Origin of the sequence: Flavobacterium faecale (genome assembly GCF_003076455.1) — a bacterium.
GTDB lineage: Bacteria > Bacteroidota > Bacteroidia > Flavobacteriales > Flavobacteriaceae > Flavobacterium > Flavobacterium faecale.
Window position 1 is genome coordinate 3,095,811 of sequence record NZ_CP020918.1, and the last position, 24,090, is coordinate 3,119,900.

Genomic DNA, 24,090 nt, shown 5'->3' on the forward strand with positions numbered 1-24,090 from the left:
AAATAACCTAATTTATAAAGACATAAGAATGACATTAATCAAATCCATTTCAGGAATTCGCGGTACAATAGGAGGCAAGGTTGGAGATAATTTGACACCGGTTGATGCGGTAAAGTTTGCATCGGCTTACGGGACTTGGTTGAAGAACTACTCTGGAAAAGAAAAACTTACAGTTGTTGTAGGTCGTGACGCGCGTATATCTGGACCAATGATTCATAATTTGGTGGTAAACACATTAATCGGTTTGGGTATTGACGTGGTTGATCTTGGTTTGTCAACAACACCAACAGTAGAAATTGCTGTGCCGCTAGAAAAAGCTGATGGTGGAATAATATTAACTGCTTCTCACAATCCAAAACAATGGAATGCCTTGAAGTTATTGAATGAAAAAGGGGAATTCTTAAACGGTGTTGAGGGTGAAAAAATCCTGAAAATAGCTGAAGACGAAGCTTTCTTTTTTGCAGATGTCGATAATTTGGGAACAATAACAATCAATGATGCCTATATGGACATTCATATTGACGAAGTTTTGAACTTAGAGTTAGTCGATATTGAGGCCGTAAAAGCAGCCAAATTTAAGGTTGTTGTTGATGGAGTAAATTCGTCTGGCGGAATTATAGTTCCAAAATTATTGGAGATCATGGGTGTAGAAGTGGTAGAGTTGTATTGCGATCCTACTGGTGAATTCCCTCATAATCCAGAGCCTTTAAAAGAACATTTGGCAGATATATGTGATTTGGTAGTTAAAGAAAAAGCCGATTTTGGAATTGTAGTAGATCCAGATGTAGACCGTTTAGCTTTTATCTCTGAAGATGGGGAGATGTTTGGCGAAGAGTACACATTAGTTGCTTGTGCAGATTATGTTTTGAGCAAAACTCCAGGAAATACAGTGTCTAATATGTCATCGTCACGTGCGTTGCGTGATGTAACCAATTTGCACAAAGGTACTTATGAAGCAAGTGCTGTTGGTGAAGTAAATGTGGTTGATTTAATGAAGAAAAACAATGCTATTATTGGTGGTGAAGGTAACGGTGGAATCATCTATCCTGCATCACACTACGGTCGTGATAGTATGGTGGGAATTGCTTTGTTTTTGACGCATTTGGCGAATAAAAAAATGACTGTTTCGGCTTTGAGAGCATCGTATCCTGAATATTATATGAGCAAAAATAAAATCGAATTGACACCTCAAATTGATGTTGATGCAATTTTGTTTGCTATGACTAGCAAATATAAAGACGAAGATATCACTACGGTTGATGGGGTAAAAATTGATTTTGTAGATCAGTGGGTACATTTACGTAAATCAAACACAGAGCCAATCATTCGAATCTATACTGAAGCTGGTTCTCAAGAAAAAGCAGATGCATTAGCGTTACGAATTATTGAAGAAATTAAAGAAGTAGCGGGAATTTAATCCAAGACACTTTTAAATACTAAAAACCCTTTCGAAAAATACTTTTGAAAGGGTTTTTTAATGCATTCTATTTTAGATCTACTATCTTTTGATGTTTCCAGCGTTTGTGTGTCCAAAAGTAATATTCTGGAGCCTCATGAATTTGTTTTTCAACTTCTTCAATAAAGCGATGGGTGATTTCGAATTGTTCTGTTTCTTTTGGGAATTTTGTTATCGGTACAAAAGTGGCTTCATAATACCCTCTTTTTATCTTTCGAACCTTAATAAATTCTACCCCAAGATTGTATTTTTTTGCAATCAACTCTGCACCTGTATGTACGGGTACCTCAATACCCATAAACGGATACCAGTGAAATGCTTTGTCTAATTTTGGAGACTGATCACTTGCTAGACCGTAAACACAAGCAATTTTCTCTCTTTGATTCTTAGCAATGTATGGAATAGTCTCTCTTGTAACCACAAGCGTTGTACCGTATTTTGATCGTATATTTTGAACCAAACGATCAAAGTATTTATTGCTTATTTGTTTGTAAACACCAGTACCTTTAAGTGTGGTTTTTGCATTGATAGTCAACATCCACTCCCAACTTGCATAATGAGAAGCTAGTAAGACCATACTTTTATTTTCTCTCTCGTACTCTTTTAAAATTTCGATATTAGTGACTACAAAACGTTTGTTCATCTCTTCGGTAGAAATAGTCAACGTTTTGACCATCTCTAGGAACATATCACACATGTGTTGGTAGGACTTTTTTTCAATAGCTAGCCGTTCTTTGTCCGTTAAATGGGGTAAAGTTAGCGCTAGATTGTATCGAACAGTTTTTTTTCTGTATCCAACGATATAATAAACAAGGAAATAAATGCAGTCTGAGAGTGCATAAAATATAGGGAATGGTAAAATTGAAATAAACCAAAGAAAGGGATAAGCGATAATATAAGCCAAAAATTGCATGCAGTATTTTTTTAGCAAAGATAAGGCAAAAATGAATAGTATATAATAGTAGTAGGGTATGACTAGGCTGTTTTAGATTTAGTACCTTTACATTTCACAAAATTCAACTATTCATGAATATATTTTTGATTGCAATTCTTGTTGCAAATGGACTGATAAGTTATAAAGGATTTAACGATCCCGCTTTTTTTAATAAATATAAGTTTCATATGGGCAGGTTTCAAGCGGGCGAGCAAATCCGATTGATTTCATCTGCTTTTTTGCACGCAGATATGAGTCATTTGGCATTTAATATGCTTACGCTGTATTTCTTTGCACCAGTTGTGATTGGTTATCTTGGGAGTATTTCGTTTCTATTGGTCTATTTGGTGAGTTTGATCGTAGGAGGATTATTGACCGTATATTTTCATAAAAACGACTATAATTATAGTGCAATTGGTGCTTCGGGTGCTGTTACGGGTATTTTATACTCGGCAATATTATTGCAGCCAGATATGATGTTGGGAATCTTTTTTATTATTCCGATGCCGGCTTATTTATTCGGTATTCTGTACCTATTGTATTCGATCTATGCTATGAGAGCCAAGAATGATAATATTGGGCATACGGCTCATTTTGGTGGTGCGATAGGAGGTTATTTAATGACATTGATTATTCGACCAAGTTTAGTGGTAGATCATTTGTCTATGGTAATCCTATTAACTATCCCAATTATTATACTTTTTGTAATGGCAAAGATGGGCAAATTATAATGGCATAACTTTTGAAATCATTCTAGGAAAATAGCTAAAAATGTATAAAATGAAAAAGTCACTATTAATTTTAACAGCATTATTTATGTCTGTATTAAATGCACAAGAAATAAAGCCAGTACCACAAATAAGTGTGTCAGGTGAAGGAAAAGTAAAGGTGGTACCAGATGAAGCCTTGATTACTGCCACCGTTGAAACTAAGGGAACGAACGTAAAAGAAGTTAAAAGGCAAAATGACACTCAAATTGAGGCTGTATTGAAGGTTATTAAAAAAATGAATCTCAATCCAGCTGATTACAAAACACAACGAGTAGCCTTAAACCCGCAGTATGATTATGAAAAGAAGAAACATAATTATAATGCAACTCAAACAATCGAAATCCATCTTCGTGATTTGTCAAAATATGACGAATTAATGGAAGCTATGGTCGATAACGGAATTAACAGAATTGATAATGTTATTTTTCAATCGTCAAAATTGGCACAATATGAGTCTGAAGCACGAAAACTAGCCATCAAAGAAGCCAAATTAAAAGCAGAGGATTATGTGTCGGTTTTGGGTCAAAAAGTGGGTAAAGCTTTGACAATAACCGATAATTCACAGGGATATAATCCGCAACCTGTATATGCTCGTATGAAGACTATGGCTATGAATGCCGAATCGGCTCCAAGAGAAACTTTGGCCGCTGGAGAAATAGAAATTACAGCAAATGTTAGTGTGAGTTTTTTGTTAGATTAAAAACACTTTAAATACTACAAACCTGTTTACTATACTTTAGTAAACAGGTTTTTTTATGGCTTTATTCGAAATAATTAAATTCTAAAAAGTGATTTTAATCGAAATCTCGTCTATTTTTGCACGATGTTAGAAATCCTTTACCAAGACGAATATATTATAGCCATTAATAAACCAAGTGGATTACTAGTGCATAAATCTTTTTATGCACGTGATGCAAAAGTGTATGCTATTCAGGAATTGAGAAATCAAATAGGAGGTCAGCATGTTTACCCAGTACATCGTTTGGATCGCAAAACATCAGGCGTCTTGTTATTTGCATTGAATAAAGAAGTTTTGAAGATTATGAATGATCGCTTTGCATCACGCGAAGTCGAAAAAAAATACTTGGCAATTTTACGCGGATGGTCGCCCGAAAAGCTAACGATTGATTATGATTTAATCAATGATGACAATGTTACACAAAATGCAATTACTTATTTTCGCCGCTTGCAAATTGCCGAAATTGCCTTAGAATTTAATAATAAACCAACTTCACGCTATTGTTTGGTAGAAGCGATTCCAGAAACGGGGCGTATGCACCAATTACGAAAACATTTCAAACATATTTTTCATCCCATTTTAGGAAGCCGTCCTCATGGCTGTAACAAGCAAAATAAACTATGGCTGGAGCATTATGAACTAATAGGCATGATGCTTCATGCGCACCAACTTATATTTGATCATCCCATACACAATAAACAACTCGTTCTCAATGCAAAGATTAACGAAGAGTTTAGTAAAGTAGGTACAATTCTTAATCTAGATTTGAGCAGTTATCAATAGTTTTATTGTTTAAAAGCTACTATTGATATAGTTTGAATTAGTTAGGTGCTTCATCGGTTCCTTATTAATTATTACAACAGTTTTTTTTAACTTACTTACAATAACAAACGACTAGTTTTTTATTTCAGAAGATCTTTTTTTTCGATAAAAAAAAACATTTTTTACGAATATTTTTTCAAATTCTGTTGTCTGTTTATTTCTTCTATTATTCTCTAAAAAATTAAGTTGTTATAATTTGGAACAACTAATTTTGTTATAATTGTTGCTATCTGTATTAATTTTGAAGTCTAAAAAACTTCAAAATGAAACGGGCAATTGTACATATGGATTTGGATACTTTTTTTGTGTCCTGTGAGCGATTGAACAACTCTCAACTGGAAGGAATCCCTTTGATTATTGGTGGTGGAGACAGAGGAGTTGTGGCTTCTTGCTCCTATGAAGCCAGACGTTTTGGAGTGCGTTCGGCTATGCCTACATCGATGGCTTTGAAGCTATGTCCTCAAGCCAAAGTGATCAAAGGCGATATGGAACGCTACTCGCAATTGTCGCATACCGTGACCGAAGTTATTCAAGAAAAATCACCCATTACCGAAAAGGCAAGTATTGACGAATTTTATTTGGACATAACAGGAATGGATCGTTTTTATGGCTGTTATCAATGGACCAATGAACTAGCTCAGCGCGTGCTGAAAGAAACTGGATTACCTATTAGTTTTGCCTTATCAGTTAATAAAACAGTTTCGAAAATTGGAACAGGAGAAGGAAAACCCAAAGGACATTTAGACATTCCCGAAGACCAAGTGCGGGCATTTTTAAATCCGCTTTCGATTCAGAAAATCCCCATGGTGGGCGATGTGACTTTTCAAACCTTGTCGCGTATTGGTATTCGAACGATACAAACGCTGTCTGAAATGCCTGCAGAGGTTTTGCAACGAATGATTGGTAAAAATGGTGTCGAAATCTGGAAAAAAGCCAATGGTATAGATAATAATCCTGTTGAACCCTATACAGAAAGAAAGTCGATTGCCACCGAACATACTTTTGTACAAGACACGATTGATATGGCGCATCTCAAATCGATTTTGTGTGGTATGGTCGAAAAACTGGCCTTTCAATTGCGGTCCGAAGAGTGGCTGACGTCGACGGTGGTGGTAAAAATTAGGTATGCCAATTTTGATACCGAAACCAAGCAATGCAAAATTGCCTATACCTCTGCTGATCATTTACTAACGCAAAAAGTCTTGGGTTTGTTTGAGGTGCTCTACCAACGCCGAATGCGGTTGCGATTGGTAGGAGTTCGGTTTAGCGGATTGGTACGCGGAACCTATCAAATTGACCTTTTTGAGGATACGCAGGAGATGTTGTCGCTCTATGCCGCTATGGATAAAATGAAAAGTCGCTATGGGTTTGATGCCGTCATGCGGTGCGCTGGTGCGGCCTTAAAACCTAATATGAAGGATGTTATTTTGAAACGGAATTAGGGTTGATTATGGTTTTAGTACTTCATTCAAGATAATCATACTACCATTTTTTTGGACACCAATTACACAGATTAGTACTAATTAAGAGATTTTGAAAATCAAATTACACTAATTTTTTATTGATAGTACTAAGTTTGTGCAATTGCTTCGCCTGTTTGCTTTCGCTCGGGTCGTGTCAGTTTTTAGACCTATGCGTTTGCTCTGAGTTGAAAATTTAGAATAGTTCAACATGCAGATTTTTTATTGGTATATCTGCTAAAATCTGCGGGATCAACGTGAAATAAAAGCATTAATCAAGTATCGTTTATCAGGCTGAGCTTGTCGAAGCCCCTTTGCTAAAAAACAACAATGAGAAGTAAAAAGTAAATTAGCACGCAGATTTACACAGATTTGCGCAGATTTTTTCTTGACTCATCAACATGAAATAAAAGCATCAATCAAGTATCGTTTGTCAGGCTGAGCTTATCGAAGCCCCTTTACTAAAAAGCAACAATGAGAAGTAAAAAGTAAATTAGCACGCAGATTTCGCAGATTTGCGCAGATTTTTTCTTGACTCATCAACATGAAATAAAAGCATCAATCAAGTATCGTTTGTCAGGCTGAGCTTGTCGAAGTCCCTTTACTAAAAAACAACAATGAGAAGTGAAAAATAAATTGGCACGCAGATTCACACAGATTTTTGCAGATTTTTTATTGGTTCATCAACATGAAATAAACCATCAATCAAGTATCGTTTGTCAGGCTGAGCTTGTCGAAGCCCCTTTGCTAAAAAGCAACAATGAGAAGTAAAAAGTAAATTAGCACGCAGATTCACACAGATTTTAGCAGATTTTTCATTGACTCATCAACATGAAATAAAAGCATTAACAAGTATCGTTTGTCAGGTTGAGCTTGTCGAAGCCCCTTTACTAAAATACAATAATGAGAAGTAAAAAGTAAATTGGCACGCAGATTCACACAGATTTTCGCAGATTTTTTATTGACTCATCAACGTGAAATAAAAGCATTAATCAAGTATTGCCTGACGGACGAAAACCCAAACCCAACGAAACATTTTAAAAACAGAATTTCTTCCTAATTTATCTGAGAAAATATGTGGAATCTGTGTTAAATAAAAAATACAAATATCATTTTATACCTATTATGTACCTCAATTGTCATTCTTTTCACTCCTTGCGCTACGGCACGATTCCGCTTGACGACTTGATCGAAAAGGCTGTTCGGTCAGGTGTTACCGCTATGGCATTGACCGATATCAATACCGTTACGGGAATTTATGATTTTATTATCGAATGTAAAAAGGTAAGTATTAAACCAATAATCGGAATTGATTTTCGTTCGGATAATGAATTTCGATACATCGGTTTAGCCAAAAACGCGAGTGGATTGGCAGAGATGAATCGGTTTTTGACCAAGCACAATTTCGATAAAAGCCCTTTGCCTATGGAAGCTCCTGCCTTTGAATCGGTGATGGTTATTTACGCTTTCGCGAAAGCGCCAATGGTACTTAAAACCAATGAATATATAGGTGTCCGCCCGGAAGAAGTAGGGAAGTTGTTTGGTTATAAAGGAAGTCTGGATAAAATGGTGGTGCTACAACCGGTGACTTTTCGAACTAAAAAAGAATACCAACTCCACAAAATTCTACGAGCGATTGATAACAATGTTTTGTTGTCCAAATTAACTCCTGAAGCTATTGCAACGCCCTATGAAGTCATGGTGGAAGAGGAGCGTTTGCGAGCTGTTTACAAGGACTATCCGCAATTGCTAGCCAATACGCAAATGGTTATGGACAGTTGCGATTTTCAATACGATTTTGCGACTCCAAAAAACAAAAAACATTACACCAATTCGAGCGAGAGTGATATTGCGTTGCTCACTACTCTCGCGCATCAAGGCATGGAATGGCGGTACGGAAAAAAGGATAAAATTGCTCTAGCACGAGTGCAAAAAGAACTGAAAGTGATTCACGAATTGCAGTTTAGCGGTTACTTTTTGATTACTTGGGATATTATTCGATACAGCAACAGTCGTGGTTTTTTGCATATCGGGCGGGGTAGCGGCGCCAACTCGATTATTGCCTATTGCCTTGGAATTACGGACATTTGCCCAATAGAACTCGACTTGTATTTTGAGCGTTTTTTGAATGAAAACCGCAAGAGTCCACCCGATTTTGACATTGATTGGAGCTGGCAAGAACGCGACGTGATTTTGGAATATATCTTCAATCGTTACGGATACGAAAATGTAGCTTTTTGTGGAACCAATGTGGAGTTCAAATACCGTTCGATATTTAGAGAAGTCGGTAAAGTTTTTGGTTTACCCAAAGAAGAATTGGACCATTTGGCCAAAAACCCGATGCGGTTGCAGCAAACCAATAGCGTAGTGCAAGAAGTGCAAGAATACGGCATGTTGTTAGAAAAATATCCCAACCAACGCAGCATGCATTCGTGTGGAATTATCATATCCGAAGAACCCATTACCAATTACACCCCCTTGGAAATGCCTCCAAAAGGGTTTCCTATTGTGCTTTTTGATATGCATGTCGCCGAAGCAATTGGTTTCGAAAAATTCGATATTCTGAGCCAGCGTGGTATTGGGACCATTGATGATACGGTAAAACTAGTTGCCAAAAATAGAGGGATTCAGATTAATATTCGAGACACTTCCCTTTCGAAAAATGAAAAATTGGCCAATACTTTTTTGGCTCAAGGAAAAACCATTGGTTGTTTTTATATCGAAAGTCCCGCTATGCGTGGGTTGTTGCGTCGTTTAAGTTGTGATAATTATAAAACTTTGGTGGCGGCTTCGTCAATCATTCGACCAGGTGTGGCCAAGTCGGGTATGATGAAAGAGTATATTTTCAGGCATAATAATCCTTCTCAATTTGAATATTTTCATAAAGTATTCGAAGAGCAATTAGGCGAAACTTACGGTATTATGGTTTATCAAGAAGATGTGATTAAGATTGCGTTGCATTACGGTGGTTTGCCTGCTGCCGATGGTGATATTTTGCGTCGCGCCATGAGTGGCAAAGGACGTTCGTTGGCGGCCTTACAAAAAGTAAAAGACCATTTTTTTGAGAGTTGTGCCCTGCAAGGTCATCCCGAAATACTAAGTCAAGAAATTTACCGACAGATAGAATCGTTTGCGGGTTATTCGTTTTGCAAAGCACATTCGGCTTCGTATGCAGTGGAGAGTTACCAGAGTTTGTACCTCAAAGTCTATTATCCGGTTGAGTTTATGGTGGCGGTCATCAACAATCAAGGTGGTTTTTATCGTACAGAAGTCTACATACACGAAGCGAGAATGGCAGGCGGAACCATTCATAATCCTTGTGTGAATAAAAGCGAATTAACTACCACTTTATATGGCAATGACATTTATTTGGGTTTTATGCATTTACAAGGCTTGGCAGAGAAGTTGGCGGGAGAAATTGTGCGCGAAAGAGAATTGCAAGGCGATTATTTATCGTTGGAAGACTTTTGTAATCGAGTAAAAATCGGATTGGAAAGTTTGAAACTATTGATTTTTATAGGTGCTTTTCGCGAAACAGGCAAAACCAAAAACCAACTGCTCATTCTGGCAAGTTTACTGTTTAATTCGGCTCCAACAGACCATCAAATGCTCTTGTTGCAAGAATCGGTTAAGGAGTACCAATTGCCCAAATTGGAGCGTTCTCGATTTGAAGATGCTTTTGACGAAATAGAACTCCTAGGTTTTCCCACTTCGTTTACGCCTTTTGATTTGTTGCAAACACCTTTTCGGGGTGATGTAATGGCAAAAGATTTAGCTTTAAACCATAAAAAACAGGTTCGAATGTTGGCTTATTTGATTTCGAGAAAACAAGTCCCCACAGCTAGAGGCACGATGTTTTTTGGTACTTGGGTCGATTTTGAAGGCACTTATTTTGATACGACTCATTTTCCAGATAATTTGCAAGTATATCCTTTTCAGGGTGGTGGTTGCTATTTGCTATTGGGCACTGTTGAGGTTGATTACCATTTTCCAACCCTTACGATTTTGAAAATGGCAAAACTACCTTTTGTGCCCGACCCAAGGTATTCAGACTCCAAAGACCATCAGTTCATTACGCAACAAAGAATGAAAGAAGATGTGAGCAGTACGCAAAGAGCGCCTTATCCGCAAGCACATAAGATTAATTTGCCTAGAAATAAAATGAACTTGAGTTAGAATGAAAAATTAAACCGTTATTATTCCGTTTTTATTTAATCCCTTAATCCACATTTTGCTTGAGGCAAATATAAAATTGAAGACTAAGCAAATTGAAAAGTTAAATCTAATAGCGTTAAATGGAATCATGTTTAATCAAACAATTTAAGATCAATTCTTTATGCGCTTTTGCTGCATTTTAAATGCACATAATACCCGAATTTATATGTATTACGGATCATTAAAATAAAAGTGTACCTGAAAATTGATTACAGATTTTTTAGAAAAATTAGCTAAAAAAAAACATGTGATTTCAATAATAGTAGGTAGCGAACTGTTTGTTATTTTTATAACAAACTATTCATTTCTTTCCATTGATAAACCATCACCTTATCGGATTGTTTTTTGGCTGCATTGTTCATTGCTTTAGCAACGTCTTTACCATCAATCCCTTTGTATTTGCTTAGGCTACCAATAAATATAGAATTGATTACTTTAAATATTTTTATGAATATTTTTTCACTTGGACGATTTTCCTTTCTACTTCCGAGTAGCATTGAAGGTTGAAAAATATGCGTGTGTTCATAATTCAAAGCAATAATATCTCGTTCTAGAGCACCTTTGGTTTTAGTGTAAAAAATACTAGAGTTTGGATTTGCTCCAATCGCACTAACGACAAACACAGCTGTTGCTCCATTTTCTTGCGCTAGTTTTGCTGCTAATACAGGATAATCATGGTCAATTTGATAATACTTCTTTTCGTCAGGAGTTTGTTTTTTTGTGGTACCTAATGCAATAAAAACATCATCTCCAATGAGGCTCTCTTTCAATTGGGGTAAGGAATTAAAATCGCCAATCAATGTTTTTAGTTTGGGATGATTTATATTTTCTGATTTTCGAACAACAATAGTTATTTGTTCATACTCTGCGTCATTCAATAAGTCTTGCAATAAATGGGATCCAATAAAACCACTTGCGCCAAAAAGGATTGCTTTTTTCATATTTTATTTTTTTAGTTTTTCTAAAATGATTGTTTAAATTCTAATCTATTTGTTTTAATCTTGAACGATTTGTTAAAAGCCTGAGGCTTTTTAAGTCCTAGTTAATAAGGCATTTTACTAAGCGATAGATTTTTTTTTATAAAGACTACTTCTATTTTTTAATGTATTTTGGTAATTAGTTATGCTGTCCAAAGCTAGTATTTTAATGAAGGACTTCTATACGAATCAAGTAAAAACTTGCTTAAACTCTACAAGGTTTTCTATTAATTTTTTCTAAGGATGATATTTAATCAGAAGGCAGAAGCAAAATAGATTTTTAATCGTTTAGATGAATAGCTATATTTAATCTGCGACAGTTGCCTACTTTTTATAATTAAAAATCCAGAAATTGATAATCATTAAATAGCATATACTTTAAATGAGACAGACTGAAAATTTTAAACAAGCTGATTTTGAGCATGTATTTTTGGATATAACTTTTTAATCAAGCCTTCCAATCGATTTTGATAATCTTCCATTAACCAACTTTTGTAACTAGTACTGGCGCTATCTAGGCATTTTACATACTGCTTCACGCGCCACTGAACCTCCGGATTTAAAATTGCCGCCAATTCAAGTGCATGACTCAAGCTTTCACCATTGTCCAAACACATTTTTGCTTGCTGTCTAATTGATTCTTGTATAACAGTTTTATGCTTTTTGTCCATATCTATTGCTTCCTGAAAATGACTGTCTATATCAAAAGCCAATTCTAACGTTTTGGGGAAATGGCTTCGCATTTCAGCAGTAATAGCATTCGATTGTGATGAAGCGTTGCCTACCACTTGATAGTGTAATTGTTTGGCAAAGTCATCTGGGTGTTCAAAAATATATTTCCAGTCCAACGGCGCTTCCCAAGCACCAAACCGCTGAATATTATTTCCTAAATCAGTGATTCCAAAAGTCTTTTTTGATGCTAATCTTCTCGCGCCACGTCCCACCATTTGGTGATACAAAGTGATAGAAGTAGTTGCTCTATTCAAAATCACGTGCTTCACGGTCGGTTCATCAAAACCAGTAGTTAATATAGAAACCGAAGTCAGTACCGCATTTTTTGTCTTTTTAAACCATTGCAAGATTTCTTTTCGCTCCTCATCCGTAGTTTTGTTGTCTAAGTGCCTCACTGGAATACCAGCAGCGTTAAAATTTTCTTCTACCTGCTTTGAAACAGCAATACCGTTATTGAAAATCAAGGTTTTTTTACCATTTGCATTGTCCTTGTATGTCTGTAAAAGTAGATCTTGCATCACCGCAGAACCATAGAGATCATTGGACGAACTAACGGTAAAATCACCATGTATTCCGGTTTTCAAGGTGTTAAGTTCTATTTCGTATGCGTATGACTTTGGCTTAGCCAAAAAACCATTTTCAATTAAATTTGAAATGCTTTCGCCTGTAATCAAACTATCATAGTAGGTATTCATAGGTTTAGAAACATCTGAACTAAATGGCGTTGCAGTAGCTCCTATTATGAAGGCGTTTTTAAATTTCTTAGTTAGTTTTCTAAAAGAGTTATGGTGCGCTTCATCAATGATAAGCAAGCCAACATTTTTAGTATTGATTTTTTTGTCTTTGATTCTGTTTCTTAAGGTTTCGACCATTGCCACATAACAGCTCGCATTGGTTTTAAAATTTTTAGTTTTACTACCAATGATCTTATTTTGCACTGTCAGTTTTTTTAAAGTGCTAGACGTTTGCTTGCACAGTTCGTTGCGATGTGTTAAAATCATCACCTGCTTGTTGTATTGGGATAAATACTTTCGAGTAATCTCAGAAAATATCATCGTTTTACCACCACCTGTTGGCAATTGGTACACGACTTTCTGATTTGGTTTACTTTCTATATTTGTAAATATTGTTTCGATATCTTTTTGCTGATAATCATAAAACAAGGTCGCATTTTGAATGGCATTTTTCATAATCTTTATATTAATAGGCTGCAGTATTTTTTTCGAAAATCACACTAATTTGTGTGCTAATACCAAAATATTTTGGTCAAAATTTCAAATACTATCGCAGGCTGTTAGATACATTTATTTATTTGGTTTCAAAAAATAAAAGTAGACCGTTTTAGCTATCATTATTTTATACAATTCAAGCACATTATTATAGGATTTAGGTGTAGTAGGGAAGAGTTGTTTCAAAAATTGAATGTAAGAGGTATGGTTAACTAATTGGGTAGCTAGACATAATTGTAAATTGCAGCCTCATAAGTGGGCAAGTAAAAAACGAAAAAAGCTGCAATAAAATTGCAGCTTTTTTTAAGTGGGGAGAGTAGGATTCGAACCTACGAAGACGTAGTCAGCAGATTTACAGTCTGCCCTCGTTGGCCGCTTGAGTATCTCCCCGAGGCCTTTGATAACATCGACTATTGTTGTTATTGACGGCAAATAAAGCAATACTTTTTGTTTTAACAAACAAATTTGAGAGTTAATTTGAGATAATTTCAGTTTAGATTTTTAAAGTATTGAAATAGAATAAAATATAAGAACAGCTCTTTTTTATATTGGTGTTATGTATGTAAAATTGAATGATTAATAGGGGAGATGAAGTTGTTTTTAGTGTTCGAAATATCCATCAATCATAAAACAGTTAAATGGTGCTACGGTATCAACTTTAGCTTACAGGCAAAAAAAAATCTCCACGAGGGAGATTTTTAATTTTTTATATGATGAAGAATTATTTAGCCAAAAGTTCAACAATTTTGGCTCTAAGTGCATCTCCTCTTAAATCTTTTGCAACGATGGTTCCTGATGCATCAAGAATAAAAGTAGCTGGTATAGATTCAACCTTATATTGTCTTGCAATTGGTTCATCCCAAAACTTAAGGTTAGAAACATGAGTCCATGTTAACTTATCTTTTGCGATAGCTTCCAACCACTTTGATTTGTCTTTGTCTAATGATACTCCAACTATATTTAAACCTTTTGAGTGTAAATCTTTATAGATGGCTACAACATTAGGATTCTCGACTCTACATGGTCCACACCATGAAGCCCAAAAATCAACAATAGTAACTTTTCCTAGGCTTTCTTTCAAAGAGATTACTTTTCCCTCTGGATTAGGAGCCGAGAAATCTGTCCTTCATTTACCTTCAGCAGCTGCTGGCGCTGGTAAAGCTGCCCCAACTCCTGGGTTTTTAATTTCAGCAAGTTTAGTTTTGATTGCTTTACCTGGTTTAGTGTTTTTCAAAGATTCTTCAAATCCATTGTAGATTCCTTCTGCTTTTTTAATATCTGCACTAGGATCGTTTAACATACCTTGAATAATCAAAGCACTGATTAACGATTTTGGGTGAGATTCAGCATATCCAACATATTTAGTTTTAGATGCATTTCCAACTTCTTCTTGAAGTTTAGAGAACTCTTGCATTAAACCATTGATTACTACAGTATCTTTTGATTGTTGAGCAGCGTTCATTTTCTCCATGTTTTGAGATTGGAAATCCATTAATTTCTTTTGGATTACTTTAATCTCTTCATTGAATTTCACGTACTCATCATTGTTATATGATCCTGAAACTTTAGCGTTTTGGATGCTGTCTTTGTTTATTGTGATTACAATATCACCGTTCTCAAGGATAAAAGGTACTTTTCCTTGTACTCCTTCAATTTGCAACGTATGGAAAGCAGGTTCTAAAGCTTTACCTTCAAATACAAACTTACCATTTTCAACTTTTACAGTATCAATTGATTTTAATCCCATTCCGCTTTCGTCTTGTGTTTCAAGGATAATGGTTTTTCCGTTTTCAATTCCTGAGATAGTTCCTGAAACGGTGTACTTGTCTTTATTACAAGAAATTAATAAAAGAGAAGCAGAAAGTAAAAAAAATATTTTTTTCATTACAATTTTAATTAGTTATTACGTTAAGTGAACAAAAGTATTATAAAAATATAGAACTCCATTAATTTTATCTTCTAAATTTTTGTTATAGTTTGTTTAATTTACTGACAAAGGCGTATTTATGTTAATTTTGTGCTGTTTCTATACAAATAAATCCTTCGCTAGCTCCAAAAGCTAGTTAATAATCAAAAAAAGGTTCCTCTAAAATATATAGAGAAACCCTTTAATGGCTTTTATTTGTATGAATTATACCTTTCCTAAGGTGTATAGCTGCTCCATTGTCGGACTTAAGCTTCCACCAGCAGGCTCTAATGTGATTCCAAACGCCTCAGCATCATTGGTTCCATCCACAGCAAAGATACGTTGATTATTGGCTACAAAATTATCCAATAAACCTATACTTGTAGGCGTTAGTGGGTTCAGTTTTAATGCCCATACTTGATATACCATTCCTTTTGGAGGTTCAGGTAATCCGCTAGCATCTACAAAAACTTTTTGAGTGCCTTTGTTCCAGTAAATTTTTGCAGATGACTCAGGAGCGACTGCTTGTCCTCCCAATGCCACTACGGTATTGTTACTGTCTCTAATGATGGCTAAACTTGATTCAATCGCTTTGTTTTCAAGTGTTAGTGTGTTCAGCTCTTTTTCCATTTTAGCTTTTTCAGTTGTCGCATTTACCACTTGGTTGTTGCTAGAACTTAATTGGCTGTATTGGTACCCGACACCTATAAGTAGTAAAACTGCTGCCGCCCATCCAATATAAGGACTGAGGCTTCTTTTTGGTTCAAAATCGATAACTTTCGATTCTGATGTTAAATCTAGTTTTGCTTTTATCTTCTCATAATTTCCTACCGAATTAAACGGTGCAAAACTAGAGGATAAAGCCACGATAGATTTTTCGATAGCAATTATTTCTTCGTTAATCAAGGGGTCGTTTTTGGCTTTGTTGGCCACTTCAACGTTTTCAGACTCACTAAGCAAGCCGTAAACGTAAAGTTCCAAAATTCCAGATTCTATATATTCTTTATTTTCCATTATACTTTCAAATAGGTTCTTAAATCATTTATACAATTCCTATTGTGTGTTTTTACTGTTCCTAGAGGTATTGCAAGTTCTTCTGCAGCTTCTTGTTGCGTGTAACCTTTAAAGAATAGTAAATCGATGATCTGAATGCACTTTGGCTTTAATCTCTTTACAAATTCTTGAATACCTATTGTATCCACTTTGTTAGCCGCTTTTGTGCTGTCTTCTAATAGATTTACGAAATTATCTGAAGAAAGGTTTTTTTGACTGTTGTTAAAGTTTTTAGAACGAAGTTTATCAATGGATGTATTTCGAGCAATATTTAAAATCCATGTGTAGAAACGCCCTTTACTTTCGTTATATGAATCGATGTTCTTCCAGATCTTTACAAATACGTCTTGCAAAACATCCTCTGCTTCTTCGGTATTCTTTACCAAAACATTTATAACAGCAAATAAACTCTTGGAATACATATCATATAGATGTGTAAAAGCCCTTTCGTCTTTTTTATAAATTAAAACTAATAAATCTTCTTGGGTCATAATGATTTTATTTTTTCAATTACAAACTTATGCAAACAAATCAAGATTTAATTTTATTTAACAAAAAATCAAATGCAAATGTTTGTTTGTGAAGCTTTAATCCATTCAAAATCGAAATATTCAACAAAATCCCTCTTATTTTAAGATTTAGATAAGAAAATAAATCTACACAAGGTTGTATCTTTGTTTCTACAATAAAACACAATGATATATCCAAAAATACCTTTAGCGCAAAGCATCATCGAAATATGTTTGGCCAAAGGAGTTACCCAAATAATAATTTCTCCTGGTTCTCGAAATGCTCCATTGACAATTGGTTTTGTCAATAATCCAAATTTCACCTGTTATAGTATCGCTGATGAGAGATGTGCGGCGTTTTTCGCTCTTGGCATCGCCCAGCAAACTAAAACTGTGGTGGCACTAGTGTGTACCTCTGGATCGGCTTTACTCAATTACTATCCTGCATTTTCAGAAGCATTCTATAGTCAAATTCCGCTATTGGTTATTTCTGCAGATAGGCCACAGTCTAAAATTGACATTGGAGATGGTCAAACCATTCGACAAGAAAATGTCTACAGTAATCATTCGATTTTTAATGCAAATTTGACAGCAGAAGCTTCTTTCGAAAATGATTCAAAGATCAGCCAAGCTATTGATGCTGCCTTATATCAAAAAGGACCTGTACATATAAATGCTCCTTTCGAAGAGCCTTTGTACGAAACCGTTTCTGAGTTATCGGTATCGCCACAGGTTACCGCTTTCGCGAAAGTGCCATTGCAGCTGCATACTCATGATCTCGAAAACTATGCTTCAATTTGGAATAAAGCCAGCAAAAAATTAGTTTTGGTAGGAGTGAGCGATCCAAATCAAATTGATCAAGAGGTTATTGATTGGTTTGCCAATGATCCTTCAGTGGTGGTCATGACCGAAACTACCTCCAATTTGAATCATCCTACTTTTATTTCGAATATTGATTCGATCATTACACCTTTTACAGAGGAAGATTTTGAAGCTTTTCGCCCAGACATCTTACTAACTTATGGAGGTATGATTGTTTCTAAACGAATCAAAGCTTTTTTACGCAAGTATAAACCCGCTGCGCATTGGCACGTAGATGCCTTGCGTGCCTACGATACATTTGGTGCATTGACGGATCATGTTCATCAGGAAGCAAATTTATTTTTTAAAGAGTTTATACCTTACACGCAAAATGTGGCTAGTAGCTATTTTGAAAAATTGGATGCTATTGAACGTTTACGAAACAAAAGAACAAAGGAATATTTAGGTAAAATAGGATTTTCGGATTTTGTCGTTTTCGAAAAAGTGATTGCAGGATTACTAAAAAATAGTCAATTGCAAATCAGTAATAGTTCGGCTATTCGCTATGCGCAATTGGTAGAAATTGATGCTAGTATTGAAGTGTTCTGTAATAGAGGAACAAGCGGAATTGATGGGAGTAGTTCAACGGCAATAGGAGCAGCTGTCGCTAATAATAAACAAACAACATTGCTAACGGGTGATATTGGTTTCTTGTATGATAGTAATGCACTGTGGAATAATTATATTGCACCCAATTTTAAAATTATAATTGTTAATAATGGTGGAGGAGGAATCTTTAGAATCTTGCCTGGTCACCAAGAGACACCTGTATTCAATACTTTTTTTGAAACCTCGCATCAATTAACAGCAGAACATTTGGCAAAAATGTATCAGTTTGACTATTGCGCTGTTGATAATGTTATAGACTTAGAAACTGCTTTACAAAACGTGTTTGCATCCAATGATAAGCCGAGTATTCTAGAGATATTTACCCCTACACTAGATAATGACAAAATTTTGCTTCAATTTTTTAAAGAACTACTGTAGTTTGTGTTTAAGAAGTCAATTGTAATTTAAATCAAAGTTGAGTTTTAGATTTTTTTTGTAAGTATTATGTTGTTTAATTGGGTGTAATTCGCTATATTTGGTATTATTAACTAAAATTAAAATACTTTATGAGTGCAAGAGAAGACCTTATTGTAAAATATGCAGCAGATTTAAAAGACAAATGTGGTGTAACTCCAGATATGGATTTGTTAACGAAAGTAACTATTGGATGTGGACCATCTATTTATAACAAAGATGCAAGTACGGTTGCAGGAAGCCAGCAATCAGAATTGGACACGGTTAAAAATAATTTCTTGATTAAGAAGTTAGGTTTAACAGATGGACCTGAATTAGATGCAGGAATCGATGCTGTTATTGAAAAATATGGTCGTTCGAACGGAAATAAACATAGAGCGGTAGTGTATTACCTTCTAGCAGTGCACTTTAAAAAAGAAAGTATTTATAATTAAGAATTTGTACTTTTCGAAATAGTAAAAAACGTCTTTTTGAGACGTTTTTTTTATGCCCAGAAGTGATTGTAAACCCGTTTGATGTTAAGAATATAACAAAAAGTTTTAATTCTACATTTTAGTTTTATAGATTTGCTGTCCAAATTGTGTCAGAATTTTTTAATTTTGCCTAGTAGAGAAAGGAATATGCTGTGGAATTATTTAAAGGAATTAGTAGTTAAGAGGAAGGTGAAAGCCAGTTTGAATACTGAGAAAAGCACTACGGATAATAGTACTATAAAAACAGTTGGATTGTTGATTGATGAAAATTATTTTTCAGAAAAACAACAATTAATCGAAGGTGTTATAGCCAATGGAATAGCAAAAGAGAACATTAAAGTAGTTGTTTTTAAGAATAAAGCTCAAAAACTAATTTCAGAAAATGTAGTTTTTTGTTCTCCTAAAAATCTTAGCTGGCAAGGAGGAATAAATAATGAAGCTGTGAAAGCATTTATAGCAACTGATTTTGATTTATTGATTAATTATTATGACATTGAAAAAGCAATGTTGTTGGTAATTACACAACAATCAAAAGCGAGATTTAAAGTAGGCTTTTCATCTGTGGATAGAAAATTAAATGATCTGACAATCACAAGTGACGCAGAGAATTACCAAGTTTTTATCCATGAACTTTTTCGATACTTAAAAATATTAAATAAAATATAACCAAACCATGCAATCATTAATAGGAACTGGAGCCGCACTAATAACCCCATTCAAAGCAGATTTAACAATCGATACAGAGGCGCTGTCTAAGATTGTAGATTTCTCAATAGATGGAGGCATAGAATATCTTGTAGTTTTAGGGACTACAGCTGAGACTGCTACACTAAGTCCTGATGAGAAGGAATTGGTAATCAAAACAGTACTTGAAGCAAATAGTGGTAGAGTGCCCTTAGTTTTAGGCTTAGGAGGGAACGATACCTATAAATTGGTTGAAGAATTAAAAACCAGAGATTTCTCTGGATTTGAAGCTATACTTTCTGTTTCACCATTTTACAATAAACCGACTCAAGAAGGAATTTACCAGCATTACAAAGCAGTAGCCGAGGCTTCTCCGCTACCTGTTATCATATATAACGTACCAGGTAGAACAGCTAGTAATATGTTACCAGCAACGGTAATAAGACTAGCCAACGATTGTAAGAACATTGTAGGCTTAAAAGAAGCAGCAGGAGATTTGGTACAAGCGATGGAAATCATAAAAAATAAACCAAAGGATTTCTTGGTTATTTCTGGTGATGATATGATAGCTTTACCTATGATTTTGGCAGGTGGAGTAGGGATAATTACTGTTGTTGGACAATGTTTTCCAACGGCTTTTTCAGAAATGGTGCGTTTAGGTTTGAATAGAAAAGTAGATGAAGCTTTTGCTATTCATTACAAATTAACAAACTGTATTGATATGATTTTTGAACAAGGTAATCCTGCTGGTATTAAGCAAGTGTTTAAATCACAAGGTATTGCTGAAAATTACGTACGCTTACCTTTAGTCCCTGTAGACGAATCATTAGCGGGAAGAATTGATTCTTTCGTCGCTGATTTTGATAAATAAAACACACTTTTTGTTCCTATAAAGAAATATTTTGTAGTGGCTAAATTAATACCTAAATTTGCACCGAATCTTCGGTGCAATTTTTTGTTTTTATAATAGATAATTGAATCGATAAAATTAATAAATGAAAAAATTAGTATCAGTACTACTTATTGCAGTTGTGTTTACTTCTTGCAATGAATATCAAAAAGCATTGAAAAATGAAGATATTGCTGTTAAGTACGAAATGGGAACTAAATTGTACGATGCAGGTAAGTATACCAAAGCGATTCGATTGTTTGAGCAAGTAGCAACTACGTATCGAGGAAAACCTCAAGCCGAAAAGTTATTCTATATGTTTTCTCAATCGTATTTTAAAACTAATCAGTTTTATTTGGCTGGATATCAATTTGAAAGTTTTACTTCGAGTTATCCAAAAAGTGAAAAATCAGAAGAAGCAGCCTTTTTGGGTGCAAAAAGTTATTCTAAACTATCACCAACGTATAGCTTAGATCAGACAGATACAAATAAAGCGATAGAAAAACTTCAAAACTTTATTGATACCTATCCCAATTCAACTTATTTGCCAGAGGCGAATGAAATTGTAAAAGGATTAGCTGAAAAAATCGAGAAGAAAGTATACGAAAACGCTAGAGGTTATAATACAATCTCTGACTATAAATCAGCTTTGGTGGCGTTAGATAATTTTATAAATGATTATCCAGGGACTCCATATAAAGAAGATGCATTGTATTACAGATTAGATTCTGCATACAAATTAGGTATAAACAGTGTTCCAGACAAAATGGAAGAGCGCTTATTAGTAGCTAAAAAAGCGTATACTAATTTGGTTAAGTTCAAAGAAGGTACAAAATACAAACAAAAGGCTGATGAAATGTTAGCTAGAATAGAACAAGATTTACAAAAATTTACTAAATAAATAAAGTCATGGATTTAAAAAAGACGAACGCTCCAGTAAATACAATAACGTATAATAAAACAGTTATTGAAGAGCCTACTGGGAATGTGTATGAAGCGATTACCATTATGGCTAAAAGAGCAAACCAAATTAACTCTGAAATCAAAAAAGAATTGACAGAGAAATTAGAAGAGTTTGCTACTTATAATGACAGTCTTGAAGAGGTTTTTGAAAACAAAGAACAAATCGAAGTTTCAAAATTCTATGAAAAATTACCTAAGCCACATGCATTAGCAGTTCAAGAATGGTTAGACGGTAAAATTTACCACAGAGATTCAAACAAATAATACGTAGAAAATGTCAGTTTTAAACGGTAAGAAAATTTTACTAGGTGTTTCTGGTGGGATTGCTGCCTATAAAACAGCCTCATTAGTACGACTCTTTATAAAAGCAGGTGCACATGTCCAAGTGATAATGACACCTGCTTCTAAGGATTTTGTAACGCCACTTACGTTGGCAACCCTTTCAAAAAATCCTGTATTTTCAAGTTTTTACAACGATGAAGATCAAGAAGCAGAATGGAATAACCATGTCGAACTAGGTCTTTGGGCCGATTTGATGATTATTGCTCCCGCTACTGCCAATACCATGGCAAAAATGACTGCAGGTATTTGTGATAACTTAGTTATTGCTACCTATTTGTCTGCAAAATGTCCTGTATATGTCGCACCCGCAATGGATCTGGATATGTACAAACATCCCTCAACGATTCAAAGTTTATCATCCTTAGATTCTTTTGGTAATTTTGTTATTCCAGCTGAGTCAGGTGAGCTAGCAAGCGGACTTTCAGGTGAAGGCCGTATGGCAGAACCAGAAAATATCGTCTCTTTTATAGAAAAAGAACTTGAAAGTAAGCTCCCACTTAGAGGAAAGAAAATTTTAATTACCGCTGGACCAACTTATGAAGCGATTGATCCTGTTCGTTTTATAGGGAATCATTCTTCTGGCAAAATGGGGTTTGATATTGCACATAGTGCTGCAAATTTAGGTGCAGAGGTAATATTAGTTTCCGGTCCTACAAATTTCAAATCAAATCACTCAGGAATTAAAGTTATTCCGGTTGTAACTGCGCAAGAGATGTATGATGCATGTCATGAGTACTTTGCTACTGTTGACGTAGCAATTGCAGCTGCAGCTGTTGCCGATTACCGACCAAAAAATGTCGCTACTCAAAAGATTAAAAAAGCGGCAGTTAATTTTGTTATCGAAATGGAAAAAACCAAAGACATTTTATTGTCTATGGGGGAATTGAAAAAAAATCAGTTTTTGATCGGTTTTGCTTTGGAGACAGAAAATGAAATTGAGAATGCGAAGCTGAAAATTCAGAAAAAAAACTTAGATTTGATAGTTCTCAATTCACTGCAAGATGAAGGCGCTGGATTTAAAAAAGCAACTAACAAAGTTACTTTTATAGATAAAGATTTCAACATTGAACCTATGGAACTAAAATCCAAGGAAGCAGTTGCAGATGATATTTTAAACAAAATAAAAGCCTATTTTCATGAATAAATGGATTCTTTTTTTCGCACTTGTCTTTTTTTCTACTCTACATTCACAACAGCTGAATTGTACTGTCACGGTTAATACCGAGAAGTTGGCAGCAACCAATCAAATGGTTTTTAAAACATTACAAACTTCATTAACTGATTTTGTAAACAAAACAGATTGGACCGGAAAAGCTTTAAAACAAAGCGAAAAGATAAATTGTTCCATGTACATCACTGTCTCGGCTAATAGTTCAGATGATTTTATTGCTACGATACAAGTACAATCTTCGAGACCTATTTATAATTCATCCTATTCATCGCCAGTTTTAAATTTTAATGATAAAGATTTTAGCTTTCGATACACACAATTTCAGAACTTGATTTTCAATCCAAATGGTTTTGAATCGAATTTGGTATCGGTGGTTTCGTTTTATGCATATGTTATTCTAGGACTAGATGCTGATTCTTTCGAACCAAATTCAGGTACTGAAAATTTAGTTATAGCACAAAATATTGCTAATAATGCGCAACAAGGTGGATATAAAGGTTGGAGTCAAGCAGATGGTTTTCAAAACCGTTATTTTTTGATTAATGATTTATTATCACCAACATTTTCAGTTATTCGAACTACAATTAGCGACTATCATACTGGTTTGGATTTGATGACAAAAGATTTAAAAGGGTCTAAAGAAAAGGTGAAAGCTTCATTAATCGATTTGAATAAGCTTTACGCTGCTAAGCCCAATGCTTTTTTGACTCGTGTGTTTTTTGATGCTAAGTCAGACGAGATCGTCTCTATATTTTCAGGAGGACCGAGTATTACCATTACCGATTTATTGGACAGTTTGAATAGAACATCGCCATTAAATTCTAGTAAATGGTCAACCATTAAATACTAAAAAGCTTTTTATATAAATTTCGATTTTACAAA

At 34.9% G+C, this 24,090-nt stretch carries 21 protein-coding genes and 1 tRNA gene; 14 read left to right on the forward strand and 8 right to left on the reverse strand.

Annotation, left to right across the window (positions count from 1 at the left end):
• Positions 1-28 precede the first annotated feature (28 nt).
• The gene (glmM, locus tag FFWV33_RS13215; protein ID WP_108741345.1) at positions 29-1,417 is read left to right on the forward strand and encodes a phosphoglucosamine mutase; all 1,389 of its coding nucleotides are present in this window, start codon (positions 29-31) and stop codon (positions 1,415-1,417) included.
• 67 nt (positions 1,418-1,484) lie between these two features.
• On the opposite strand, the gene FFWV33_RS13220 is transcribed toward glmM, so the two are convergent.
• A complete protein-coding gene (locus FFWV33_RS13220) occupies positions 1,485-2,369 on the reverse strand; it encodes a lysophospholipid acyltransferase family protein (RefSeq protein ID WP_108741346.1) in 885 nt (294 codons plus the stop codon).
• Positions 2,370-2,482: 113 nt separating this feature from the next.
• Here FFWV33_RS13220 and FFWV33_RS13225 point away from each other — a divergent pair, with 113 nt between their 5' ends.
• The 5 genes from FFWV33_RS13225 to FFWV33_RS13245 all read left to right on the forward strand — a co-directional run bounded on the left by FFWV33_RS13225 (position 2,483) and on the right by FFWV33_RS13245 (position 10,357).
• A complete protein-coding gene (locus FFWV33_RS13225) occupies positions 2,483-3,121 on the forward strand; it encodes a rhomboid family intramembrane serine protease (RefSeq protein ID WP_108741347.1) in 639 nt (212 codons plus the stop codon).
• Between the two features lie 49 nt (positions 3,122-3,170).
• A complete protein-coding gene (locus FFWV33_RS13230) occupies positions 3,171-3,860 on the forward strand; it encodes an SIMPL domain-containing protein (RefSeq protein WP_108742552.1) in 690 nt (229 codons plus the stop codon).
• 123 nt (positions 3,861-3,983) lie between these two features.
• Positions 3,984-4,682 (forward strand): pseudouridine synthase, encoded by a 699-nt coding sequence (locus tag FFWV33_RS13235; protein ID WP_108741348.1) that lies wholly within the window; start codon positions 3,984-3,986, stop codon positions 4,680-4,682.
• Between the two features lie 302 nt (positions 4,683-4,984).
• Entirely contained in the window at positions 4,985-6,163 is a 1,179-nt protein-coding gene (dinB, locus tag FFWV33_RS13240) for a DNA polymerase IV (protein ID WP_108741349.1), read from the forward strand.
• Between the two features lie 1,143 nt (positions 6,164-7,306).
• Entirely contained in the window at positions 7,307-10,357 is a 3,051-nt protein-coding gene (locus tag FFWV33_RS13245; RefSeq protein WP_108741350.1) for a DNA polymerase III subunit alpha, read from the forward strand.
• A gap of 326 nt (positions 10,358-10,683) precedes the next feature.
• On the opposite strand, the gene FFWV33_RS13250 is transcribed toward FFWV33_RS13245, so the two are convergent.
• From FFWV33_RS13250 to FFWV33_RS13280, 7 genes are all read right to left on the reverse strand, one after another.
• Positions 10,684-11,337: an oxidoreductase gene (locus tag FFWV33_RS13250; RefSeq protein ID WP_108741351.1), complete on the reverse strand. Its 654-nt coding sequence runs from the start codon at positions 11,335-11,337 to the stop codon at positions 10,684-10,686.
• 437 nt (positions 11,338-11,774) lie between these two features.
• Positions 11,775-13,295, reverse strand: a complete 1,521-nt coding sequence (locus FFWV33_RS13255) for a DEAD/DEAH box helicase (RefSeq protein ID WP_108741352.1) — start codon at positions 13,293-13,295, stop codon at positions 11,775-11,777.
• A 347-nt stretch (positions 13,296-13,642) separates the two neighbouring features.
• Positions 13,643-13,724 (reverse strand) — tRNA-Tyr (locus FFWV33_RS13260).
• Positions 13,725-14,055: 331 nt separating this feature from the next.
• Positions 14,056-14,415 (reverse strand): TlpA family protein disulfide reductase, encoded by a 360-nt coding sequence (locus tag FFWV33_RS13265; protein WP_159086025.1) that lies wholly within the window; start codon positions 14,413-14,415, stop codon positions 14,056-14,058.
• 45 nt (positions 14,416-14,460) lie between these two features.
• On the reverse strand, positions 14,461-15,219 hold the full coding sequence (locus FFWV33_RS13270) for a DUF4369 domain-containing protein (RefSeq protein ID WP_108741354.1): 759 nt from the start codon (positions 15,217-15,219) through the stop codon (positions 14,461-14,463).
• Positions 15,220-15,465: 246 nt separating this feature from the next.
• The gene (locus tag FFWV33_RS13275; protein WP_108741355.1) at positions 15,466-16,254 is read right to left on the reverse strand and encodes an anti-sigma factor; all 789 of its coding nucleotides are present in this window, start codon (positions 16,252-16,254) and stop codon (positions 15,466-15,468) included.
• The gene (locus tag FFWV33_RS13280; RefSeq protein WP_108741356.1) at positions 16,254-16,784 is read right to left on the reverse strand and encodes an RNA polymerase sigma factor; all 531 of its coding nucleotides are present in this window, start codon (positions 16,782-16,784) and stop codon (positions 16,254-16,256) included. Before FFWV33_RS13280 ends, FFWV33_RS13275 begins: the two co-directional genes overlap by 1 nt.
• A gap of 204 nt (positions 16,785-16,988) precedes the next feature.
• Between FFWV33_RS13280 and menD the strand changes: the two genes are divergently transcribed.
• The 8 genes from menD to porD all read left to right on the forward strand — a co-directional run bounded on the left by menD (position 16,989) and on the right by porD (position 24,058).
• A complete protein-coding gene (gene menD / locus FFWV33_RS13285) occupies positions 16,989-18,650 on the forward strand; it encodes a 2-succinyl-5-enolpyruvyl-6-hydroxy-3-cyclohexene-1-carboxylic-acid synthase (protein WP_108741357.1) in 1,662 nt (553 codons plus the stop codon).
• A gap of 128 nt (positions 18,651-18,778) precedes the next feature.
• Entirely contained in the window at positions 18,779-19,120 is a 342-nt protein-coding gene (locus FFWV33_RS13290; RefSeq protein WP_108741358.1) for a DUF2853 family protein, read from the forward strand.
• Positions 19,121-19,285: 165 nt separating this feature from the next.
• A complete protein-coding gene (locus FFWV33_RS13295) occupies positions 19,286-19,825 on the forward strand; it encodes a DUF6913 domain-containing protein (protein WP_245891517.1) in 540 nt (179 codons plus the stop codon).
• Positions 19,826-19,832: 7 nt separating this feature from the next.
• Positions 19,833-20,714, forward strand: a complete 882-nt coding sequence (dapA, locus tag FFWV33_RS13300) for a 4-hydroxy-tetrahydrodipicolinate synthase (protein WP_108741360.1) — start codon at positions 19,833-19,835, stop codon at positions 20,712-20,714.
• Between the two features lie 124 nt (positions 20,715-20,838).
• Positions 20,839-21,633: an outer membrane protein assembly factor BamD gene (locus FFWV33_RS13305; protein WP_108741361.1), complete on the forward strand. Its 795-nt coding sequence runs from the start codon at positions 20,839-20,841 to the stop codon at positions 21,631-21,633.
• An 8-nt stretch (positions 21,634-21,641) separates the two neighbouring features.
• On the forward strand, positions 21,642-21,959 hold the full coding sequence (locus FFWV33_RS13310; protein WP_026709525.1) for a DNA-directed RNA polymerase subunit omega: 318 nt from the start codon (positions 21,642-21,644) through the stop codon (positions 21,957-21,959).
• A gap of 10 nt (positions 21,960-21,969) precedes the next feature.
• Positions 21,970-23,181 carry a bifunctional phosphopantothenoylcysteine decarboxylase/phosphopantothenate--cysteine ligase CoaBC gene (gene coaBC / locus FFWV33_RS13315; protein ID WP_108741362.1) on the forward strand — a complete coding sequence of 404 codons (1,212 nt, stop codon included), beginning with the start codon at positions 21,970-21,972 and terminating at the stop codon, positions 23,179-23,181.
• Positions 23,174-24,058, forward strand: coding sequence for a type IX secretion system protein PorD (gene porD / locus FFWV33_RS13320; protein ID WP_108741363.1), 885 nt, complete (start codon positions 23,174-23,176; stop codon positions 24,056-24,058). The genes coaBC and porD overlap by 8 nt, the downstream gene beginning before the upstream one ends.
• Positions 24,059-24,090 lie beyond the last annotated feature (32 nt).

Excerpts from the sequence above, each read along its gene's own strand:
- glmM (WP_108741345.1), top strand. The coding sequence starts at position 29 with ATGACATTAATCAAATCCATTTCAGGAATTCGCGGTACAATAGGAGGC.
- FFWV33_RS13220 (WP_108741346.1), bottom strand. The coding sequence starts at position 2,369 with ATGCAATTTTTGGCTTATATTATCGCTTATCCCTTTCTTTGGTTTATT.
- FFWV33_RS13225 (WP_108741347.1), top strand. The coding sequence starts at position 2,483 with ATGAATATATTTTTGATTGCAATTCTTGTTGCAAATGGACTGATAAGT.
- FFWV33_RS13230 (WP_108742552.1), top strand. The coding sequence starts at position 3,171 with ATGAAAAAGTCACTATTAATTTTAACAGCATTATTTATGTCTGTATTA.
- FFWV33_RS13235 (WP_108741348.1), top strand. The coding sequence starts at position 3,984 with ATGTTAGAAATCCTTTACCAAGACGAATATATTATAGCCATTAATAAA.
- dinB (WP_108741349.1), top strand. The coding sequence starts at position 4,985 with ATGAAACGGGCAATTGTACATATGGATTTGGATACTTTTTTTGTGTCC.
- FFWV33_RS13245 (WP_108741350.1), top strand. The coding sequence starts at position 7,307 with ATGTACCTCAATTGTCATTCTTTTCACTCCTTGCGCTACGGCACGATT.
- FFWV33_RS13250 (WP_108741351.1), bottom strand. The coding sequence starts at position 11,337 with ATGAAAAAAGCAATCCTTTTTGGCGCAAGTGGTTTTATTGGATCCCAT.
- FFWV33_RS13255 (WP_108741352.1), bottom strand. The coding sequence starts at position 13,295 with ATGAAAAATGCCATTCAAAATGCGACCTTGTTTTATGATTATCAGCAA.
- FFWV33_RS13270 (WP_108741354.1), bottom strand. The coding sequence starts at position 15,219 with ATGAAAAAAATATTTTTTTTACTTTCTGCTTCTCTTTTATTAATTTCT.
- FFWV33_RS13275 (WP_108741355.1), bottom strand. The coding sequence starts at position 16,254 with ATGGAAAATAAAGAATATATAGAATCTGGAATTTTGGAACTTTACGTT.
- FFWV33_RS13280 (WP_108741356.1), bottom strand. The coding sequence starts at position 16,784 with ATGACCCAAGAAGATTTATTAGTTTTAATTTATAAAAAAGACGAAAGG.
- menD (WP_108741357.1), top strand. The coding sequence starts at position 16,989 with ATGATATATCCAAAAATACCTTTAGCGCAAAGCATCATCGAAATATGT.
- FFWV33_RS13290 (WP_108741358.1), top strand. The coding sequence starts at position 18,779 with ATGAGTGCAAGAGAAGACCTTATTGTAAAATATGCAGCAGATTTAAAA.
- dapA (WP_108741360.1), top strand. The coding sequence starts at position 19,833 with ATGCAATCATTAATAGGAACTGGAGCCGCACTAATAACCCCATTCAAA.
- FFWV33_RS13305 (WP_108741361.1), top strand. The coding sequence starts at position 20,839 with ATGAAAAAATTAGTATCAGTACTACTTATTGCAGTTGTGTTTACTTCT.
- FFWV33_RS13310 (WP_026709525.1), top strand. The coding sequence starts at position 21,642 with ATGGATTTAAAAAAGACGAACGCTCCAGTAAATACAATAACGTATAAT.
- coaBC (WP_108741362.1), top strand. The coding sequence starts at position 21,970 with ATGTCAGTTTTAAACGGTAAGAAAATTTTACTAGGTGTTTCTGGTGGG.
- porD (WP_108741363.1), top strand. The coding sequence starts at position 23,174 with ATGAATAAATGGATTCTTTTTTTCGCACTTGTCTTTTTTTCTACTCTA.